The organism is Methylobacterium litchii (assembly GCF_038442315.1).
GTDB lineage: Bacteria > Pseudomonadota > Alphaproteobacteria > Rhizobiales > Beijerinckiaceae > Methylobacterium > Methylobacterium litchii.
Genome location: NZ_JBBXMY010000006.1, coordinates 188,800 through 205,269, shown reverse-complemented (window position 1 = coordinate 205,269; position 16,470 = coordinate 188,800). Strand labels below are relative to the sequence as shown.

At 70.6% G+C, this 16,470-nt stretch carries 12 protein-coding genes; 4 read left to right on the top strand and 8 right to left on the bottom strand.

Going from position 1 to position 16,470, the window contains the following annotated elements; genetic code table 11:
- Window positions 1-26: 26 nt before the first annotated feature.
- From pbpC to AAHF99_RS13680, 3 genes are all read right to left on the bottom strand, one after another.
- Window positions 27-2,063 (bottom strand): penicillin-binding protein 1C, encoded by a 2,037-nt coding sequence (gene pbpC, locus AAHF99_RS13690; protein ID WP_342164918.1) that lies wholly within the window; start codon window positions 2,061-2,063, stop codon window positions 27-29.
- A gap of 19 nt (window positions 2,064-2,082) precedes the next feature.
- Window positions 2,083-5,508: an acyl-[ACP]--phospholipid O-acyltransferase gene (locus AAHF99_RS13685; RefSeq protein ID WP_342164917.1), complete on the bottom strand. Its 3,426-nt coding sequence runs from the start codon at window positions 5,506-5,508 to the stop codon at window positions 2,083-2,085.
- An 80-nt stretch (window positions 5,509-5,588) separates the two neighbouring features.
- Window positions 5,589-5,819 (bottom strand): hypothetical protein, encoded by a 231-nt coding sequence (locus AAHF99_RS13680; protein WP_342164916.1) that lies wholly within the window; start codon window positions 5,817-5,819, stop codon window positions 5,589-5,591.
- 169 nt (window positions 5,820-5,988) lie between these two features.
- On the opposite strand from AAHF99_RS13680, the gene AAHF99_RS13675 reads away from it, so the two are divergent.
- The gene (locus AAHF99_RS13675; RefSeq protein WP_342164915.1) at window positions 5,989-6,855 is read left to right on the top strand and encodes an MBL fold metallo-hydrolase; all 867 of its coding nucleotides are present in this window, start codon (window positions 5,989-5,991) and stop codon (window positions 6,853-6,855) included.
- Window positions 6,856-6,889: 34 nt separating this feature from the next.
- Here AAHF99_RS13675 and AAHF99_RS13670 read toward each other — a convergent pair whose 3' ends face one another.
- The 3 genes from AAHF99_RS13670 to nthA are packed head-to-tail and all read right to left on the bottom strand — an operon-like array spanning window position 6,890 to window position 8,528.
- Window positions 6,890-7,234 (bottom strand): nitrile hydratase accessory protein, encoded by a 345-nt coding sequence (locus tag AAHF99_RS13670; protein WP_342164914.1) that lies wholly within the window; start codon window positions 7,232-7,234, stop codon window positions 6,890-6,892.
- Window positions 7,231-7,890, bottom strand: a complete 660-nt coding sequence (gene nthB, locus AAHF99_RS13665) for a nitrile hydratase subunit beta (protein WP_342164913.1) — start codon at window positions 7,888-7,890, stop codon at window positions 7,231-7,233. Before nthB ends, AAHF99_RS13670 begins: the two co-directional genes overlap by 4 nt.
- The gene (nthA, locus tag AAHF99_RS13660; protein ID WP_342164912.1) at window positions 7,887-8,528 is read right to left on the bottom strand and encodes a nitrile hydratase subunit alpha; all 642 of its coding nucleotides are present in this window, start codon (window positions 8,526-8,528) and stop codon (window positions 7,887-7,889) included. The genes nthB and nthA overlap by 4 nt, the downstream gene beginning before the upstream one ends.
- A gap of 182 nt (window positions 8,529-8,710) precedes the next feature.
- Between nthA and AAHF99_RS13655 the strand changes: the two genes are divergently transcribed.
- A complete protein-coding gene (locus tag AAHF99_RS13655) occupies window positions 8,711-9,409 on the top strand; it encodes a sigma-70 family RNA polymerase sigma factor (protein WP_342164910.1) in 699 nt (232 codons plus the stop codon).
- On the opposite strand, the gene AAHF99_RS13650 is transcribed toward AAHF99_RS13655, so the two are convergent.
- Together AAHF99_RS13650 and AAHF99_RS13645 are read right to left on the bottom strand one after the other, a co-directional pair.
- Window positions 9,375-10,760: an amidase gene (locus tag AAHF99_RS13650; protein ID WP_342164908.1), complete on the bottom strand. Its 1,386-nt coding sequence runs from the start codon at window positions 10,758-10,760 to the stop codon at window positions 9,375-9,377. The genes AAHF99_RS13655 and AAHF99_RS13650 overlap by 35 nt on opposite strands.
- Window positions 10,761-10,776: 16 nt before the next feature.
- Window positions 10,777-12,378 carry an ABC transporter substrate-binding protein gene (locus AAHF99_RS13645; protein WP_342164907.1) on the bottom strand — a complete coding sequence of 534 codons (1,602 nt, stop codon included), beginning with the start codon at window positions 12,376-12,378 and terminating at the stop codon, window positions 10,777-10,779.
- 202 nt (window positions 12,379-12,580) lie between these two features.
- Between AAHF99_RS13645 and AAHF99_RS13640 the strand changes: the two genes are divergently transcribed.
- Window positions 12,581-14,125, top strand: a complete 1,545-nt coding sequence (locus AAHF99_RS13640) for an acetolactate synthase large subunit (protein ID WP_342165014.1) — start codon at window positions 12,581-12,583, stop codon at window positions 14,123-14,125.
- Window positions 14,122-16,452: a penicillin acylase family protein gene (locus AAHF99_RS13635; protein WP_342164905.1), complete on the top strand. Its 2,331-nt coding sequence runs from the start codon at window positions 14,122-14,124 to the stop codon at window positions 16,450-16,452. The genes AAHF99_RS13640 and AAHF99_RS13635 overlap by 4 nt, the downstream gene beginning before the upstream one ends.
- Window positions 16,453-16,470 lie beyond the last annotated feature (18 nt).

Sequence of the window (16,470 nt, the reverse complement as noted above, 5' to 3'; positions counted from 1 at the left end):
GCTTGCTTGACACCAATGCCTGCAAATCATTCAATCCGTACGGCCACGCTGTCGGTCGCGCCGTTTGCGTCGAGAACGGAGATGCGGGCGAAGCCTGCACCATCCGGCACCCAGGTCGATTGACGCCGGATCGTTCGGTCGACGGGCATCCCATCGATCATCCAGGTGAGGGGCGGTACGCCGCCCGACGCCTTCAGGATCACGCCCTCCCCCGTCCTGCCGCCCGGCGCGGCGAGGCCGAGATCGACCCGCGCCCCGTCCGGCGGATAGGCGATCTTCAGCGCCGGCGCGCCCTCCTGTGCCTCGTCGTGGGCGAGGCGGCGCAGGGGCGGCGGCAGGGTGGCGTTGGTTGCGACCAGGGCTTCGGCAGGGCGCGGACCGAAGGTCGGCTCGCCGCCGTAGCGGGCGAAAGCGTCGAACAGGGCCGGGGCTGCGACGATCCGTCCGACCAATCCCGGGACGGCTGCCCCGTCCGCCCGCCCGACCCAGACGGCGATGGTGACGCGCCGGTCGAACCCGACCGCCCAGGCGTCCCGATAACCGAAGGAGGTGCCGGTCTTGTAGGCGATACGGTTCGGCAGGGCGTTGTCCGGCGGTGGCGTGCCGCGCAGGATGTCGGCGACGTACCATGCGGCCACATCCCCCGCGATCCGCTTGGCGTCCACGGGCGGCGGCATCCGCCCCTCGCGGGCAAGGCCGGCATAGAGCCGGGCGAGGTCGGTGAGGGTCAGGCCGAGGCCGCCCAGGGCCACCGGCAGGCCGGGGGCGGCCTCGCGGGGTAGGCGCAGATCGGCCCCCGCCGCGCGCAGATGCGCCACGAAGCGCGCCGGGCCCACCGCCTCCATCAGCGCGACGGCCGGCACGTTGAGCGAGAGTTGCAGGGCCCGCCGGGCGCTGACCGTGCCCTGGAAGGTGAGGTCGAAGTTCTCCGGCGCGTAGCTCGCGGAGAAGCGCGACGGGCGGTCCTCGATCAGCGTCTCGGGATGGGCGAGCCCGGCGTCGAACGCCATGGCGTAGACGAAGGGCTTCAGCGCCGAGCCGGGCGAGCGGATGGCGCGGGTCATGTCGATGGCCCCCCGCCGGCTCGCGTCGAGGTAGCCGGCGCTGCCGACCTGAGCGAGGAGTCGTCCGTCGCGGTTGTCGAGCACCACGATGGCCGCCGACAGCACCGGCCCTGCCGAGGCGGCCCGCTCCGTGGCCAGCGCTTCGAGGCTCGCCTGCAAGCGCCCGTCGAGGCTCAGGCGGATCACCGGGTTCGACGGGTCGGCGGCGACCGCCTCCTCGGCGGCGTGGGCGGCGATCATCGGGAAGGGGCGACGGCCCTGCGGGACGGGCTCCGCCCGCGCCTGCGCCGCCTCGTCGGCGGTGAGGAGGCCGCGCGCCTGGGCGATGCCGATCACCCGGTCCCGCGCCGCCCTGGCCCGTTCGGGGAAGCGGTCGGGTCGGCGGGTCTCGGGCGATTGCGGCAGGGCCACGAGCAGGGCCGCCTGCGCCACGGTGAGCCGGGCGGGCTCGCGGCCGAAATAGGCGAGGCTCGCCGCGCGCACGCCCTCCAGCGAGCCGCCGAACGGCGCGAGGGCAAGGTAGAGGTCGAGCACCTGCGCCTTGCCGAGCCGGCGTTCCAGGCTCACCGCCCGCACCGCCTGCCGCAGCTTCGCGGCCACTGAGCGCTGCGCCCTTGGCTCCACGAGGCGGGCGACCTGCATCGACAGGGTCGAGCCGCCGGAGACGATGCGCCCGTGGCGCAGGCCCTGCAGCGCCGCCCGCAGCACAGCGGCGGGGTCGATGCCGGCATGGTGGTCGAAGCGCCGGTCCTCGTAGGCGCGCAGCATCGCGAGGTAGCGCGGATCGACCGACCCGGCGCTCACCGGAAGCCGCCAGCGGCCATCCGCCGTCGCGAAGGGGCGCAGCAAGTCCCCTGCCCTGTCGAGCACGACCACCGAGCGCGCCCTTGCGGCACTCAGGTCGAGGGGCGGCAGAGACAGGGCGTAAGCGGCGAGCGCTGCCAGTCCCAAAAGCGGCAGGATGCCGAGGGCCAGGATGGGGAGCCGCAGCCTGCCCATGCCCCGGCCCCCGCCCGTGTCAGGCGGCCTCGGGGGCGTCGGCGCGCTCCCGGGCCAGCTTGTCGAGGGCGACGAGGTCGATCTTGCCGGCGCCGAGCAGGGGGATGTCCTCGCGCACCACCACCTCGGCGGGGATCGAGACGTCCGAGGCGCCCTTGCCCTTGGCGAAGCTCTGGAAAGCGGCGCGGGTCGCCTCCTTCGCCTGGGTGAACAGCACCAGCCGCTCGCCCTTGCGCGCATCCGGCACGGCGGAGACGGCGCTCAAGCGGTCGGGCCACAGTTCCGAGGCCAGCGCCTCGACGGCGGCCAGGGAGACCATCTCGCCCGCGACCTTGGCGAAGCGCTTGGCCCGGCCCCGGATGGTCACGAACCCCTCCGCATCGATGGTGACGATGTCGCCGGTATCGTGCCAGCCCTCGGGCGGCGGCTGCAAGCGGCCGGGCTGGTCGGATTTCAGGTAGCCCAGCATGATGTTGGGCCCGCGCAGGACGAGCCGCCCGCCCTCGTCGATGCCCGGCACGGGATCGAGCCGGGTCTCGATGCCGGGGAGGATGCGGCCCACCGTGCCGAAGCGATTGAACATCGGCGTATTGAGGGCGACCACCGGCCCGCACTCGGTGACGCCATAGCCTTCGAGGATGCGCAAGCCGAACTTCTCGAGCCATGTCCGGCGTGTCGTGTCCTTCACCGCCTCGGCGCCGGCCACGACATAGCGCAGGGAGCGTAGATCGTAGGAATGGGCCGCGCGGGCGTAGCCGGTGAGGAACGTGTCCGTCCCGAACAGAACGGTGCTGTTCGAGCCGTAGATCAGCTCCGGCACGATCCGGTAATGCAGCGGCGACGGATAGAGATAGACCGGAACGCCGGAGACCAGGGGCAGGACCGTGCCGGCGGTGAGCCCGAAGGCGTGGAACACCGGCAGCACGTTGAATACCTTGTCCATCGGCCCGAAATCGATCCGCGCCGCGACCTGCGCCACGTTGGCGAGCATGCAGCGGTTGGCGAGCACGACGCCCTTGGGCGTGCCCTCGCTGCCGGAGGTGAACAGCACCGCTGCCGGATCCTCGCCGCCGCGCTTCACCAGCGGCTTGCGAGGGGCGAGGAAGCCCCGGATCTTGTCCGCCGTCGTGATCGTGGCGCGCAGGTCCTCGAGGTAGACGAGCTTCACTGTGTCCTTCATCGCCTCCACGAGGGTGCCGAGGCGGCCCTTCTCGATGAAGGCGCGGGAGGTCAGCACCGTGGAGACCTCCGCCGTGGCGCAGGCCGAGAGCACGTTCTTCGGCCCCGCCGAGAAGTTGATCATCGCCGGCACCCGCCCCGCCGAGGCCAGGGCGAAGAACGTCACAACCGTGCCGTTGGCATTGGGCAGCATCAGGCCGATGCGTCCGCCCTCGGGGGCGTAGGCCATCAGCTTGCGGCCGAGGATGTTGGCCGCCATCACGAGCCGCCCGTAGGTCAGCCGCCCGGTGACGGGATCCTCCAAGGCGTTGCGACGCCAGCCGTGGTTGTCGCCCGCGTCGATCAGGGCGGCCATCAGCCCCCGGTCGATCTCGGTGGTTCGGAAGAGCAGTTCCGACATCGCGTCGTAGAGTTCCGCGCCCGCCGCCTGCCGCCGGGACTTGCCCTTCAGCGCCGGATCGACGCTAAGCCGCAGAGGTGGCATGACGGTGACAACCACCTTCGGCCACCAGCGGCGGCGCACTTGCCGCCGGGACAGGCGCGAGAAGACGGTCTGCTCCAGGCCGTCGATCTTCACCGGCACCACCATGGCGCCGGACTTGTCCGCGATGAGCCCGGCCCCGTCATAGACCTTCATCAGGCTGCCGGTGACGGTAAGCCGCCCCTCGGGGAAGATGATCAGCGTCTCGCCGGAGCGCACGGCGTTGATGAGCGTGCGGGTGGCGAGCGGCCGCGTCGGATCGAGCGGCATCGCCTTCGTCATCCGGAGGAAGGGCTTCACCCACCAGCGCTTGGCGATGCCGCTGTCGATGGCGAAGACCGGCTCCTGATCGAGGAGCGACAGGGCCAGCGGCGCATCGAGGAACGAGACGTGGTTGAGGGCCACGATGCAGTTCGGCCCGGCCTTCTCGATGTTGTCGAGGCCGCGCACCTCCAGGCGGTAGAAGGCCCGGAACAGGATCGAGATCGCGTCCCGGAATGGGCTCGTCGGCAGGGTGGCGAGCACCACGGCGCCGACCACGAGGTTCAGCACCGCTACGAGGGCGAGGAGGCTCGCCATCGACAGGCCCGCCGCCTGGAGCGCCGCCAAAGCCAGCGTGCCGCCGACCATGAAGGCGGCGGTGATCACGTTGACCGCGCCGATGATGCGGGCGCGCATCGCCTTGTCGGCCCAGGCCTGCACGGCCGCGAAGGAGGGCACGATGTAGAGGCCCCCCGCCATGGCGAGGCCGAGGAAGTCGATCACCGTGCGCAGGCCGTGTTGGCTGCGCAGGAACGCGACGGGGCCGATGGCCTCCGCCGGGACCGGCGGCAGATGCGAGACCGTCCAGGCGAGGTCGAAGCCGAACAGCGCCATCAGCACCGCGCCGACCGGCGTCGGCAGCAGCACGATCCGCCCGCTGGCGAGCCAGGAGGCGAGGCCCGATCCTAGGGCGATGCCAATGGAGAAGGTCGCCAGCAGCAGGGTGATGACCGTCTCGGTGCCGTTGAAGGCGTTGCGCACCAACACCGGCAGCAGCGACAGCACCACCACGCCGACCAGCCAGAACCAGCTCACGATGAGCGAGCCGCGCCACAGCCGCGTATCGACCCAAAGGTCGCGCAGCAGGCTGGCGGTGGAGCGGGCGATGTTGCGGTCGACCTTCAAATCCGGTGCGCCCTCCCCCGTCGCGGGGATCATCCGGGCGGAGAGCCAGCACAGCACGGCGAAGGCCATGACGAGGGCGGCGAACAGGGCGCCCGAGCCGCCCATGGCTGAGGCGGTGCCCGCCGCGATGGTGCCAAGCAGGATCGCCAGGAACGTCGCGGCCTCGACCAGGGCGTTGCCGGCGGGCAGTTCTTCCCGGCGCAGGTGATCGGGCAGGATGCCGTACTTGATCGGGCCGAACAGGGCCGCGATCGTCCCGAACAGGCCGAGCGCCACGAACAGCACCGGCACGGAATGGAACAGGAAGCCCGCGACCGCGCAGCCCGCCGCGAAGATCTCCGCGAACTTGAGGCGCCGGGCCATCAGCGCCTTGTCGTAGCGGTCGGCCCATTGGCCGCCGAGACCCGACAGGATGAAGAACGGGCCGATGAACACCGCGCTCGCCAGGGTGACGAGCACGCCGGCATGGCCCTCCTCGGAGGCGCCGGCCTGGCCCCCGATCCCGAACAGGATGAGGAAGGCGAGCGCGTTCTTCAGGAAATTATCGTTGAAGGCCGAGAAGAACTGGCACCAGAACAGCGGCGCGAAACGCCGCGCGGTCATCAACGAACGGAACATGGTGGTCTCCGGCCTCGCGCCATGACTGACCCAGGCTTGGCGCCAAGGTCAAATCCTGCGTGACCCGAGATTGTTTTTCCTCAGCGGCGGATGAGCCGTGCCCGCAGCATCGCGCCGGCCTCGTAGGAGCGATAGGCGTGCTGCGTGAGGATCGCGATGAGCACCACCGCCACCGCCGCCGCCATGCAGGGCAGCGCCAGGAGGAGGATCAGCACCGAGCCCACCGCCGTCCGCTCCCCGAGGGAGGCGCGGGGCCAGGGATCGATGGGCCACCGGTCGAATGGAAGCCGAATCGTGCGTGCTGTCGTCATGGGCGGGGGTCTCCCATCCGCACCGAGGCCGCACTGTGTCCCGGTTCGAGGCCGGCGTCGAGCGGCCGATCCGGACGGCGATGTCGCGGCGTGGTCTGGAAACCGGGCCGGGCGGGGACAGTTTCAGGCGGTGCGCTCACCGCTGCGTGAGGGCGGAGGACGCGAGACGATGCCCGGATACCTGCCCTTCGCGGGCGCCCTGAAGCTGCCCGCCTACACCTGCGACAATTGCGGGTTCTGGCAGCGGCATTTCGAGACGCCCGCCGCCTGCCCGATGTGCCTCGACGCGCGCCACGTGGTGCCGCAGGACGGCTGGCGCTTCCGCACCGAATCGGAGGCGCAGGACGCCTTCCCCTGCCACTGGCAGGAATTGGAGCCGGGCGTGTGGCGTTTCTGGAACGAGCCGGTCTCGGGGATCGGTCCCTCCGCCTACCTGATCCAGACCGAGGCCGGGAACATGGGCTTCGAGGGCTGCCCGGTCTTCAGCGAGGCGGCGCTCGACCAGATCGCCCGCCTCGGCGGGATGCAGTTCCTCTCGGCCTCGCATCCGCATTCCTATGGGGCGCTGGTCCAGTTGCAGGACCGGTTCGACCCGGAACTCTGCTTGCCCGCCGCGGACTTCACATGGAGCGCCGCGCTTCAGGTGAGCTGGCCCTACGACGACTTCCTCGAACCGCTGCCGGGCCTCGAACTCCACCGCACGGCGGGGCATTTCGACGGGCACGCCGTGCTGTTCGACCGCAAGCGCCGGATCTGCTTCTGCGGCGACGCCCTGAAGTTCGAACTCGACTCGGAGGATTTCCGCCGGGCGCGGACGATCTCGGCGCACAAGGCCTTCGTGCGCGGCGTGCCGCTGACGATCAACGAGCTGCGCCACTACCGCGACGTGTTCGCCCGGCTCGACTTCACCCAGACCTGGACGCCCTTCGAACCCGCCGCCAATTGCGGCCGCGCCGAGGTGCTGGCGCTGATCGACGCGATGCTCGCGACGAGGCCGCACGCCTATCCGGTGCCGCTGGACGAGTTGCGGAAGTAGAGCGCGGTTCCGCTCACACCCCGTCATTGCTTCGCTAGGCTCGCAATGACGGACGAGCGTGGTGCTCCGGGTCGTTCTCCAAAAGAATGGGCTGGCCGTGGGGCGTGGCGTGGGCCGCGCGCAGCCAAGCTTCGGCACGTGCCGCGACGCTCGCGCCGTCCGTGACGCCGCGCTCGGCGAGGAGGCGTTCCAGCGTCTCCAGCCAGCGGCCGTAATCGGCCGCCTGCTCGCCCGCCCCGTCAGGCCGAATCGTGCGGCCGAGCGCGTCGGCCCATTCGCCCCAGGTGAACAGGCCCGCCTCCTGCAGCGAGACGACCATGGCGAAGACCTGCGCCTCCCACGGCGCGGAGAAGGGCCCCTGCGGGCGTGGCGTGCTCATGCCGGGTCGAAGTAGGGCTCGAAGGCCGCGATGGTGACGCGCCCGCCGGGATCGGCCTCCGGCCCCCACAACTCGGACGCCGTGAAGGCGACCGTGTAGAGCCAAGCCGGATTCTCGCCCTGCTTGTAGGCATTGGTGTCGGGGAAGACGAAGGCCCCGTGGATCGCCTCGACCACGCCCCGCCGGCCCCGGACGTAGCGCGGCAGGCGCGTATGCCCGACCGGATTCATCACCTTCGCGACGACGGTCTCGCCGATGGCGAAGCGGGCGGGCCCTTCGGGCTCCCGGTCGCTCGGGAAGCCCGCCCGGAAGCGCGGTTCGAGGATGTCGGCGGTGAGCACGCGGGCGACGGGCTTGGGCGGCTCGGCTGCACGGCCGGCGACGATCTCCTCCCGCGTGGCAAGCCCGTTCGCGAGGATCTGCGCTTCCAGGGCTTCGAGCCAGATGTCGTAGTAGCTCGACGCGAGGTATTGCGCGGGCGGCAGCGATTCCCGCGTGGCGCGGCTCCCGTCGAGGTTCCAGGTGCCTGTGAAGCCCATCGCCATCGCCATGGCGAAGACGCGCTTCTCCCAGTCCGCATGGAAGACCGGTTCGTTCGGCTCCGGCCGCACAGGCCCGAACCCGTGTGCGCCGCCGAGATCCTGCGCGCCGTTCATGGCTGGATCTCCGCGCCGGGCGAGAGCGGCAGGCCGGTTCCGATCATCGAGTCTCGGGTGACGAGCGCGGCCAACGCCTCTTCGGAGAACCCCTCCGTGCCGGCGGGCCGCATCGGCAGCACCATGAAGCGGGTCTCGGCGGTGGAATCCCAGACGGTGATCCGCGTGGTCTCGGGGATGCCGACGCCGAAATCGCTCAGCACGCCGCGCGGGTCGATCACCGCGCGGGCGCGATAGGCCGGCGCCTTGTACCAGACCGGCGGCAGACCGAGGACGGGCCACGGATAACAGGAGCACAGCGTGCACACGACCATGTTATGCACCTCGGGCGTGTTCTCGACGACGACCATGTGCTCGCCGCCCCGTCCGCCGATGCCGAGTTCGGCGATGGTCGGCGTAGCGTCCTTCAGGAGCCGTTCGCGATAGGCGGAATCGGTCCAGGCGCGGGCGACGACGCGGGCGCCGAGATGGGGGCCGACCTTGGTCTCGTACATCTCGACCAGCGCATCGAGGGCGGCGGGCTGCACGTAGCCCTTCTCGACGAGGAGCGATTCCAGTGCCCGCACCCGCGCCTCGACGGGCGTGAGATCGCTGCCGTGCGGATGGTCGTGATCGTGGTGGTGATGGTCGTGCGTCATGGCTGATCCTCGGGCCGGGAGGATGCACCCCGCGTCCCCGCGATGCCAAGCCTGAAACGCCACCGGATTGGACTTTCGGACAATCCCGCAAATCCGTCCGCGGTTGTTTAGCAGCGGTTCATGCGGCGGCTCGTACGAGACCTTAGACAAATTCCAATATTCAATCTGTCGAGGGAGGCGGGATGATCGCCGATCTGCCGGAAGGAGTAACCGAGGCCGGGCCGTCTCACGGCACCAGCGATATCGGGCGCCATCTGTCCGCGCCGCTGAAGGATTACTTCGCCCTCACGACGAATGACGCGCTGCCCGAGCGGCTGTCGGGACTCGTGACCCGGCTCGAAGCCCTTTTTGCGGGCGCCGACGACGCGCTGGCCTTCGATTTCCGCGCCGACATCATCAACGCCTTGCCGGCGCTGCGGACCTTCGCCCTCTCCCTCTGCGGGGATGCGGTGCGCGCCGACGACCTCGTGCAGGAAGCCTTCGCCCGCGCCTGGGCGAACCAGCATCGCTTCCGGCCCGGCACCAACTTCACCGCGTGGCTGTTCACGATCCTGCGCAATCTGTTCTACTCGGACCTGCGCAAGGCCAAGCGCGAGGTCGAGGATGCCGACGGCGTCCATGCCGAGCGGATGGTCGCCCTGTCCGATCAGGAGGACGCGAGCACCCTGAACACGGTGCGCGAGCACCTGAAACTCCTGCCTGCCGCCCAGCGCGAGGCGCTGCTCCTCGTCGGGGCCGAGGGCTTCACCTACGAGGAGGCGGCGGACCGGATCGGGTGTCAGGTCGGCACGGTGAAGAGCCGGGTGAGCCGGGCCCGCGCGACGCTACTCGCGGGGCTCGGCATCCTTAAGGCATCGGCTGGCGAAGGTGCCATTCGGTAGCGCGCTGGAAGCCCCGCCCGATTCGCAGGGCCATGGCCTCCTCGTAACCCCGGCAGGCGATCTGGAGCGACAGCGGCAGGCCGCCCGCCGTGAAGCCTGACGGCAGGCTGAGGGCGCAGAGGTCCAGCAGGTTGCCGAAGCGGGTGAAGCGCGAGGGCGCATAGGCCTCGTCCACCTCGGACACGGGAATCGCCGCGCATTCCGTCGTGGGGGTCAGCAGGGCGTCGATCCCCTCCATCGCCGCCGCGAACTGCACCTTCATCGCCGCCCGGCGACGCTGCGTAAGCAGATAGGTCTGTGCGGACACGGCGGCGCCGGCGAGGATGCGCCCCCGCACCGCGTCGCCCAGCGGCGAGGCCGCATCCTCCGCCAGCGGTCCGTTCTCGAAATAGGCTTCCGCGTTGGTGATGTCGCTCATCGCCAGGAAGTCCGCGAAGCGGAACGGCAGGGCGATGTCCACGATCTCGGCGCCCTCCCCCGCCAGCGTATCGAGCGCCGCGTCGTAGGCAGCGAGCATGTCCGGCGCGACGCCATCCCGCTCGGCCGCCGGCATCCGCGCGAGGCGCAGGCCCCTCACGCCCCGGTGCAGCGACATCCACGGATCCGCCGGGACGACGCCCTTCGTCACCGGATCGAGGGGATCGGGCCCGGAGATCGCCTCGTAGAGTAGGGCCACGTCCTCGACGGTGCGGGCCAGGGGGCCGGGCGTGTCGAGGGTCGCGGACAATGGCACGATCCCGTGGGTCGAGACCCGCCCCACCGTGACCTTGAGCCCGGTGAGCCCGCAGAACGAGGCCGGCAGGCGCACCGAGCCGCCGGTATCGGTGCCGATGCCCCAGGGGGCGAGCCGCGCGGCGACGGCGACGCCCGTGCCGCTGGACGATCCCCCCGGCACACGCTGCACCTGCATGTCCCAGGGGTTCCAGGGCGTCCCGAGATGCTGGTTCGTGCCCCAGCCGCCATAAGCGAACTCGACCGTGTGGGTCTTGCCCAGCACGATCATGCCCTGCGCGATGAGCTTGCGCGCCACGGTGGCCGTGCGCGCGGCCCGACGGGTCCGGTGGGCGGCCGAGCCGCCCATGGTGATCCGGCCCTCCAAATCGATCAGGTCCTTCAGCACGACGGGGACGCCGTGGAGCGGGCCGACCGCGTGGCCCGAGCGGATCGCTTTGTCGGCGCCCTCGGCGGCGAGGCGGGCATCCTGCGCGAAGACCTCCGTGAAGGCCTGAAGCCGCGGTTCCAGCCGTTCGATCCGGCCGAGCAGGGCCTCGACGCAATCGACCGGCGAGAGCTTCCGCGCGGCGATGTCCCGGGCGAGGGCGGCGGCCGGGAGGGTGTGGAGTTCGGTCATGACGGGCTCCGGCCGCTCACTGAACACTGACACGGGTGAGATCGACGAACCAGGATTGCGGCGAGACGAAGCCTTTCACCGATTTCGACATGGCGCGCGGGTTGAGATCGTGGACCACGTAGAGCCAGGGCGGATTGTCCACGAGGCGCTCGTGGGCGATCTGCGTCTGCGCGTCGATCACCTTCTGGTCCTTCGTCTCCGCGAGCGCCTTGAGGGCCGCGTCGAACTGGTCGTCCTTCCAGTTCGGGAAGTTGAAGCCGCCCGGCGGGAATCGGGACGAGGAGAAGTACCGCTCCATCACCGCCGCGTCGGAGGAGGGCGAGGAGACGTTCAGCACGTTCGAGCCCTGCAGGTTGCCCGAATCGGGCAGGAGCCGGCTCGCGTTGAGTAGCACCTGCCATTCGACCACGTTGAACGACACGTCCACATTGCAGGACTGCTTCAAGTTCTCCTGAAGGTACTCGTTCATCGGCATGGGCAGCATCTGGCCGGAGCCCGACGACGACACCATCACCTTCAGGCTGAGGGGCTTGCTCGGCCCGTAGCCGGCCTCGGCCAGGAGCTTCTTGCCCTTCTCCGGATCCGAGACGTAGTGATTCTGCGGCTTGCCGAAATTCGGATCCTTGTCGTTGAGCCAGCCGGAGGCGGGCTCGGCGGTGCCGTTCAGCAGGGCGACGATGCCCTCGCGGTCGACGCAGTAATTCAACGCCTGCCGCACGCGCACGTCCTTCAGGGGGCTGTTCGTACCGGCGATGTTGTAGATCCACGGCCAGACATGCGGGTACGAGCCCGTGGTGATCGTGAAGCCGGCCTGCTTCAGCGAGGGGATCGCGTCCGGGGCCGGGACCTCGATCCAGTCCACCTGCCCCGAGCGCAGGGCGGCGACGCGGGCATTCGCCTCCGGGATCGGCATCAGGCGGATGCGGTCGACCTTCGCCATGCGGCCGGCATCCCAATAGTCCGGGTTGCGGGCGAGATCGACGGATTCGCGTGGGGAGACCTTCACGATCTTGAACGGCCCGGTCCCGGCCGCCGGCAGGGCGGGCACCTTCGTCCAGTCGCGGCCCGCCTTCTCGAAGGACTGGGGCGAGGTGAACAGCAGGTACACCACCATGTAGGGGAAGTACGACGCGACCTGCGTGGTCGTGATCTGCACCGTCGCGTCGTCGATCTTGCGGTAGCTCGCGACGATGGGCGCCCGCGCCCGCGAGATGCCCGCCGCCTGCGGCTCGAATTGCGGGCTGTCGTTCTTGAAGAACCGGTCGAGGTTCCAGATCACGGCGTTCGCGTCGAAGGGCGTGCCGTCGTGGAACTTGACTCCCTGGCGCAGGTGGAAGGTCCAGATGTGCCCGTCGGCGGGGTCCTGTTCGTAACTCTGTGCAAGGGCCGGTTTGATGCCCGACGGCCTGTCCGTCTGCGTCAGGTCCCATTGCGTGAGAGCTTCGAAGATCGGGTAGCCCATGAAGCGCATGCCCTCGAAGCCGTTGTTCGGCAGGCCGGTGGCAGTGGGCACGTCGGTCGCCGTCATGGCGATGCGCAGCACGCTGTCGGCCTGGGCTTGGGCCGCGAGGGCGAGGCTGGCGGTGAGCGCGAGGGCGGTGCGTCGGGGAAACGTCATCGGGTGTCCGGATACCGTGGCTGACGCCGCGCCCCCGGCAAGTCCCGCGCCAGAACAGGCGGTGACGCCGCAGGGCGATGCTTGTCCATTCTGCGTTCAAGGGGCCTTGCGCCGCCGCTCCACCGTGCCACGATGAGTGGAATTGAGGCGTGCTGGGAGGATTGGCGTGGCTGAACCGACGGATGGGGCGGCGGCTGCGCCGATGAACGGCGCCGAAAGTCTTGTGCGCACCTTGGTGGCGGGCGGGGTGGAGGTCTGCTTCACCAATCCCGGTACATCGGAAATGCATTTCGTGGCCGCCCTCGACCGCGTCGAGGGGATGCGCTGCGTGCTCTGCCTGTTCGAGGGCGGCGCCACCGGCGCGGCGGACGGCTATGCCCGGATGGCGGACAAGCCGGCCTCGACGCTGCTGCATCTCGGCCCCGGCCTCGCGAACGGCCTCGCCAACCTGCACAATGCCCGGCGGGCGCGCTCGCCGCTGATCAACATCGTCGGCGAGCACGCCATCTACCACCGGCAATACGATGCGCCGCTCACCTCGGACATCGAGGGTCTGGCGCGGCCGATGTCGGCCTGGGTCCGCACGGGGATGAGTGCGGAGGAGATCGGCCGCGACGGGGCCGACGCCATCGCCGCCGCCCGCACAGCGCCGGGGCAGGTCGCGACGCTGATCCTGCCCGCCAACACCGCCTGGGACCCTGGCACCGGCATCGCCCCCGTGCCGCCGATCCCCGAGCGTGCCCGCGCCGAGGACGAGGCGGTCCGCGAGGCGGCGAAGGTGCTGGCGAGCGGCGAGCCGGTGCTGCTCCATCTCGGCGACCGGGCGGTGCGCGGTGAGGGCCGGGTGATCGCCGACCGCATCGCCCGCAAGACCGGCGCGAAGCTGCTGGCCATGACCTCGAACGCCCGGATCGACCGGGGCGTCGGCACCGTGCCCATCGAGCGCCTGCCCTACCCGATCGATCAGGCCATCGAGGCCTTGAAGGGCTTCCGCCATATCATCCTGATTGGCGCGACCCAGCCGGTCGGCTTCTTCGCCTATCCCGGCAAGCCGAGCCTCCTCGCGCCGGAGGGCTGCACGACCCTGACGCTGGCAACGCCGGAGCAGGACCAGATCGATGCCCTCGAACGGCTCGCGGAGGCGGTGAACGCGCCCGAAATCGCCCTTCCCGATCTCGGCACGCGGCCGGAGATCCCCACCTCCGAGGCCCTGGACCAGGACGCCATCGGCGCCGTGATCGGCGCGCTGATCCCCGAAGGCGCGGTGATCTGCGATGAATCCCTCACCACGGGGCGCAACTTCTTCGCGCTGACCAAGGCCAGCGCCCCGCATGCCTGGCTGCAATTGAGCGGCGGCTCCATCGGCGTCGGCATCCCGATGGCGACCGGTGCCGCCATCGGGGCGCCGGGCCGGAAGGTCATCAACCTGCAGGCGGATGGCAGCGGCCTCTACACGGTGCAGGCGCTGTGGACGCAGGCCCGTGAACGCCTCGACGTGGTGACGGTGGTCTGGTCGAACCGCGCCTACGCGATCCTGCGGGGCGAACTCGCCAATGTCGGCGCGCACAATCCCGGCCCGAAGGCCATCGGGATGCTGAGCCTCGACAACCCCGCCCTCGACTGGGTCTCGCTGGCGCGGGGCTTCGGCGTCGATGGCCGGCGGGTCGAGACGCTGCCCGAGTTTATCGATGCCCTGAAGCACGGGCTCGCGGAGAAAGGCCCCTACCTCATCGAGGTGGTGCTGTGAGCCGGACCTTCGCCCTGCCCGGCCTGACCGGGCCGGCGGAGATCCGCATCGACGCCGCCGGCCTCGCCCATATCCGGGCGGGCAGCATTCTGGACGCCTACCGCGTCCAGGGCTTCAACGCCGCCCGCGACCGGCTCTGGCAGCTCGACCTGTGGCGCAAGCGCGGGCTCGGGTTGCTCGCGGCGGATTTCGGGCCGGGCTACCTCGCGCAGGACAGGGCCACGCGGCTGTTCCTCTACCGGGGCGACATGGCCGCCGAATGGGCCGCCTACGGCCCGCAGGATACGCAGGCCATCGTCACGGCCTTCGTCGGCGGGCTGAACGCCTACCTCGCACTGACCGAGACGCAATCGGATCTCCTGCCGCCCGAATTCACGCGGATGGGCACGCGCCCCGCCTTCTGGGCGCCGGAGGACGTGGTGCGCATCCGCAGCCACGGGCTCGTGCGCAACGTCCTCTCCGAGGTGGCCCGCGCGAAGGGGCTCAGCCTCGGCGGCGGCCATGAGACGGACGAGTTGCGCAAGCACCTGAGCCCGCCGCACACGCCCTTCGTGCCCGATGGCCTCGATGCCGCCGACTGGCCCGACGACCTCCTCGACCTGTTCCGCCTCGCCACGGCGCAGGTGCAGTTCAGCCCCGAACGGCTCCGAGCGACCCGCGAGGAGGCGTGGGCGTGGTCGAAGGTCGATGCCCACGGCACCGTCGGGCGGACGAGCGCGCCCCCGCCGGAGCCGAGCGAGGGCTCGAACAACTGGGTGATCGGCCCCGGCCGCACCGCCACCGGGCGGCCGATCCTCGCCAGCGATCCGCACCGGATCTACCTCAACCCGTCCCTGCGCTACGCCGTGCATCTCACCGCGCCGGGCCTCGACGTGATCGGCGCGGGCGAGCCGGCCCTGCCCGGCATCTCCATCGGCCATAACGGCCACGCCGCCTTCAGCCTGACCATCGCGCCGATGGATCAGGAGGACCTGTTCGTCTGCGAGAAGCACGGAGACGATCCCGACCTGATCCGCGACGGCGAGGGCTGGGAGCGGATCGCCCGCGTCCTGGAGGCGATCCCCGTGCGGGGCGGGCCGGACGAGACCGTCTCCCTCGCCTACACCCGCCACGGGCCAGTGATCGCGGAGGATGCGCGCCGGGCCTTCGCCTTGGCCACGGTGTGGTCCGCGCCGGGCTCGGCGGCTTATCTCGGCAGCCTCGCCTATCTCGACGCGCGGACCCCCGAGGCGTTCGGGGAGGCGCTGCGGTACTGGTCCGCGCCTTCGGTGAACCAGCTCTATGCCGACCGGGATGGGCGGATCGCGTGGTTCATGGCCGGCAAGGCGCCGCGCCGGCCGGGTCATGACGGGCTCCTGCCCGTGCCGGGCGACGGGCGGTTCGACTGGGCGGGCTTCCTCGACGCGGAGGAGTTGCCCCGCGCCATCGACCCAGTCGAGGGCTGGTTCGCTACCGCCAACGAGATGAACCTTCCGCCGGGCTACCCGGCCGAGGACAGGAAGATTGGCTTCGAGTGGCACGAGCCCTGGCGCGCCACGCGTCTGCGCGCGGTGCTGGGCTCGCAGGACAGGCACGCGCTGGCCGATTCGCAGGCGTTGCAGGCCGACGTTGTCTCGGAGCCGGCCCTGCGCATCGCGCGGCTCGCCTGCGCCGTCCCGGCCGGGAGCGCCGAGGCCCGGCAGGCGCAGGACCTGCTTCGGGGCTTCGACGGCCGACTTACCGCTGCCAGCGCCGCCGCCGCCCTGGTGGAAGTACTCTGGGTCCGCCACCTGCGCCCGGCGCTGATCGCGGCGCTGGTGCCCGATGCGGCGCTCCGCAGGCTCATTCCCCCGGGCGACACGGAGAGCCTGCTCACCCGGCTAGAGGCGGTGGACAGGCCCGCGGCGCTCCTCGAGACGGCGCTCGCCGCCGCCTGGACGACCTGCGGCACGCTGATGGGCGCGGAGGCTTCCGCCTGGGCCTGGGGCCGCCTCCACCAAGCGCTGTTCGCGCATCCCCTGTCGGCACTCGGCGGGGACGCGGGATGGGATGTCGGGCCGTTTCCCCTCGGCGGAGCGGGCGCCTGTGTGATGCACGCCGAGTACCGCACGGACTCGTTCCGCGTCACCAACGGCGCCTCGTTCCGCATGGTGGTGGATGTCGGCGGCTGGGACGCATCGGTCTTCGTGAACGTCCCCGGCCAGTCGGGCGACCCGCGCGATCCGCACTACCGCGACCTCGGGGAGGTGTGGGCTCGACAGGGCTACGCGCCGATGCCGTATTCGCCGGAAGCCGTCGCGGCGGCGACGCGGCACGTCATCGTCCTCACCCCCGAAACCGGCGCATGACTTGCTCGTCGGCCGGCG

What these genes read in the sequence shown, in the direction of transcription:
- AAHF99_RS13675 (WP_342164915.1), top strand. Translation starts at nt 5,989, where the DNA reads ATGCCCGGATACCTGCCCTTCGCGGGCGCCCTGAAGCTGCCCGCCTAC.
- AAHF99_RS13670 (WP_342164914.1), bottom strand. Translation starts at nt 7,234, where the DNA reads ATGAGCACGCCACGCCCGCAGGGGCCCTTCTCCGCGCCGTGGGAGGCG.
- AAHF99_RS13655 (WP_342164910.1), top strand. Translation starts at nt 8,711, where the DNA reads ATGATCGCCGATCTGCCGGAAGGAGTAACCGAGGCCGGGCCGTCTCAC.
- AAHF99_RS13645 (WP_342164907.1), bottom strand. Translation starts at nt 12,378, where the DNA reads ATGACGTTTCCCCGACGCACCGCCCTCGCGCTCACCGCCAGCCTCGCC.
- AAHF99_RS13640 (WP_342165014.1), top strand. Translation starts at nt 12,581, where the DNA reads ATGAACGGCGCCGAAAGTCTTGTGCGCACCTTGGTGGCGGGCGGGGTG.
- nthA (WP_342164912.1), bottom strand. Translation starts at nt 8,528, where the DNA reads ATGACGCACGACCATCACCACCACGATCACGACCATCCGCACGGCAGC.
- AAHF99_RS13650 (WP_342164908.1), bottom strand. Translation starts at nt 10,760, where the DNA reads ATGACCGAACTCCACACCCTCCCGGCCGCCGCCCTCGCCCGGGACATC.
- nthB (WP_342164913.1), bottom strand. Translation starts at nt 7,890, where the DNA reads ATGAACGGCGCGCAGGATCTCGGCGGCGCACACGGGTTCGGGCCTGTG.
- AAHF99_RS13680 (WP_342164916.1), bottom strand. Translation starts at nt 5,819, where the DNA reads ATGACGACAGCACGCACGATTCGGCTTCCATTCGACCGGTGGCCCATC.
- AAHF99_RS13685 (WP_342164917.1), bottom strand. Translation starts at nt 5,508, where the DNA reads ATGTTCCGTTCGTTGATGACCGCGCGGCGTTTCGCGCCGCTGTTCTGG.
- pbpC (WP_342164918.1), bottom strand. Translation starts at nt 2,063, where the DNA reads ATGGGCAGGCTGCGGCTCCCCATCCTGGCCCTCGGCATCCTGCCGCTT.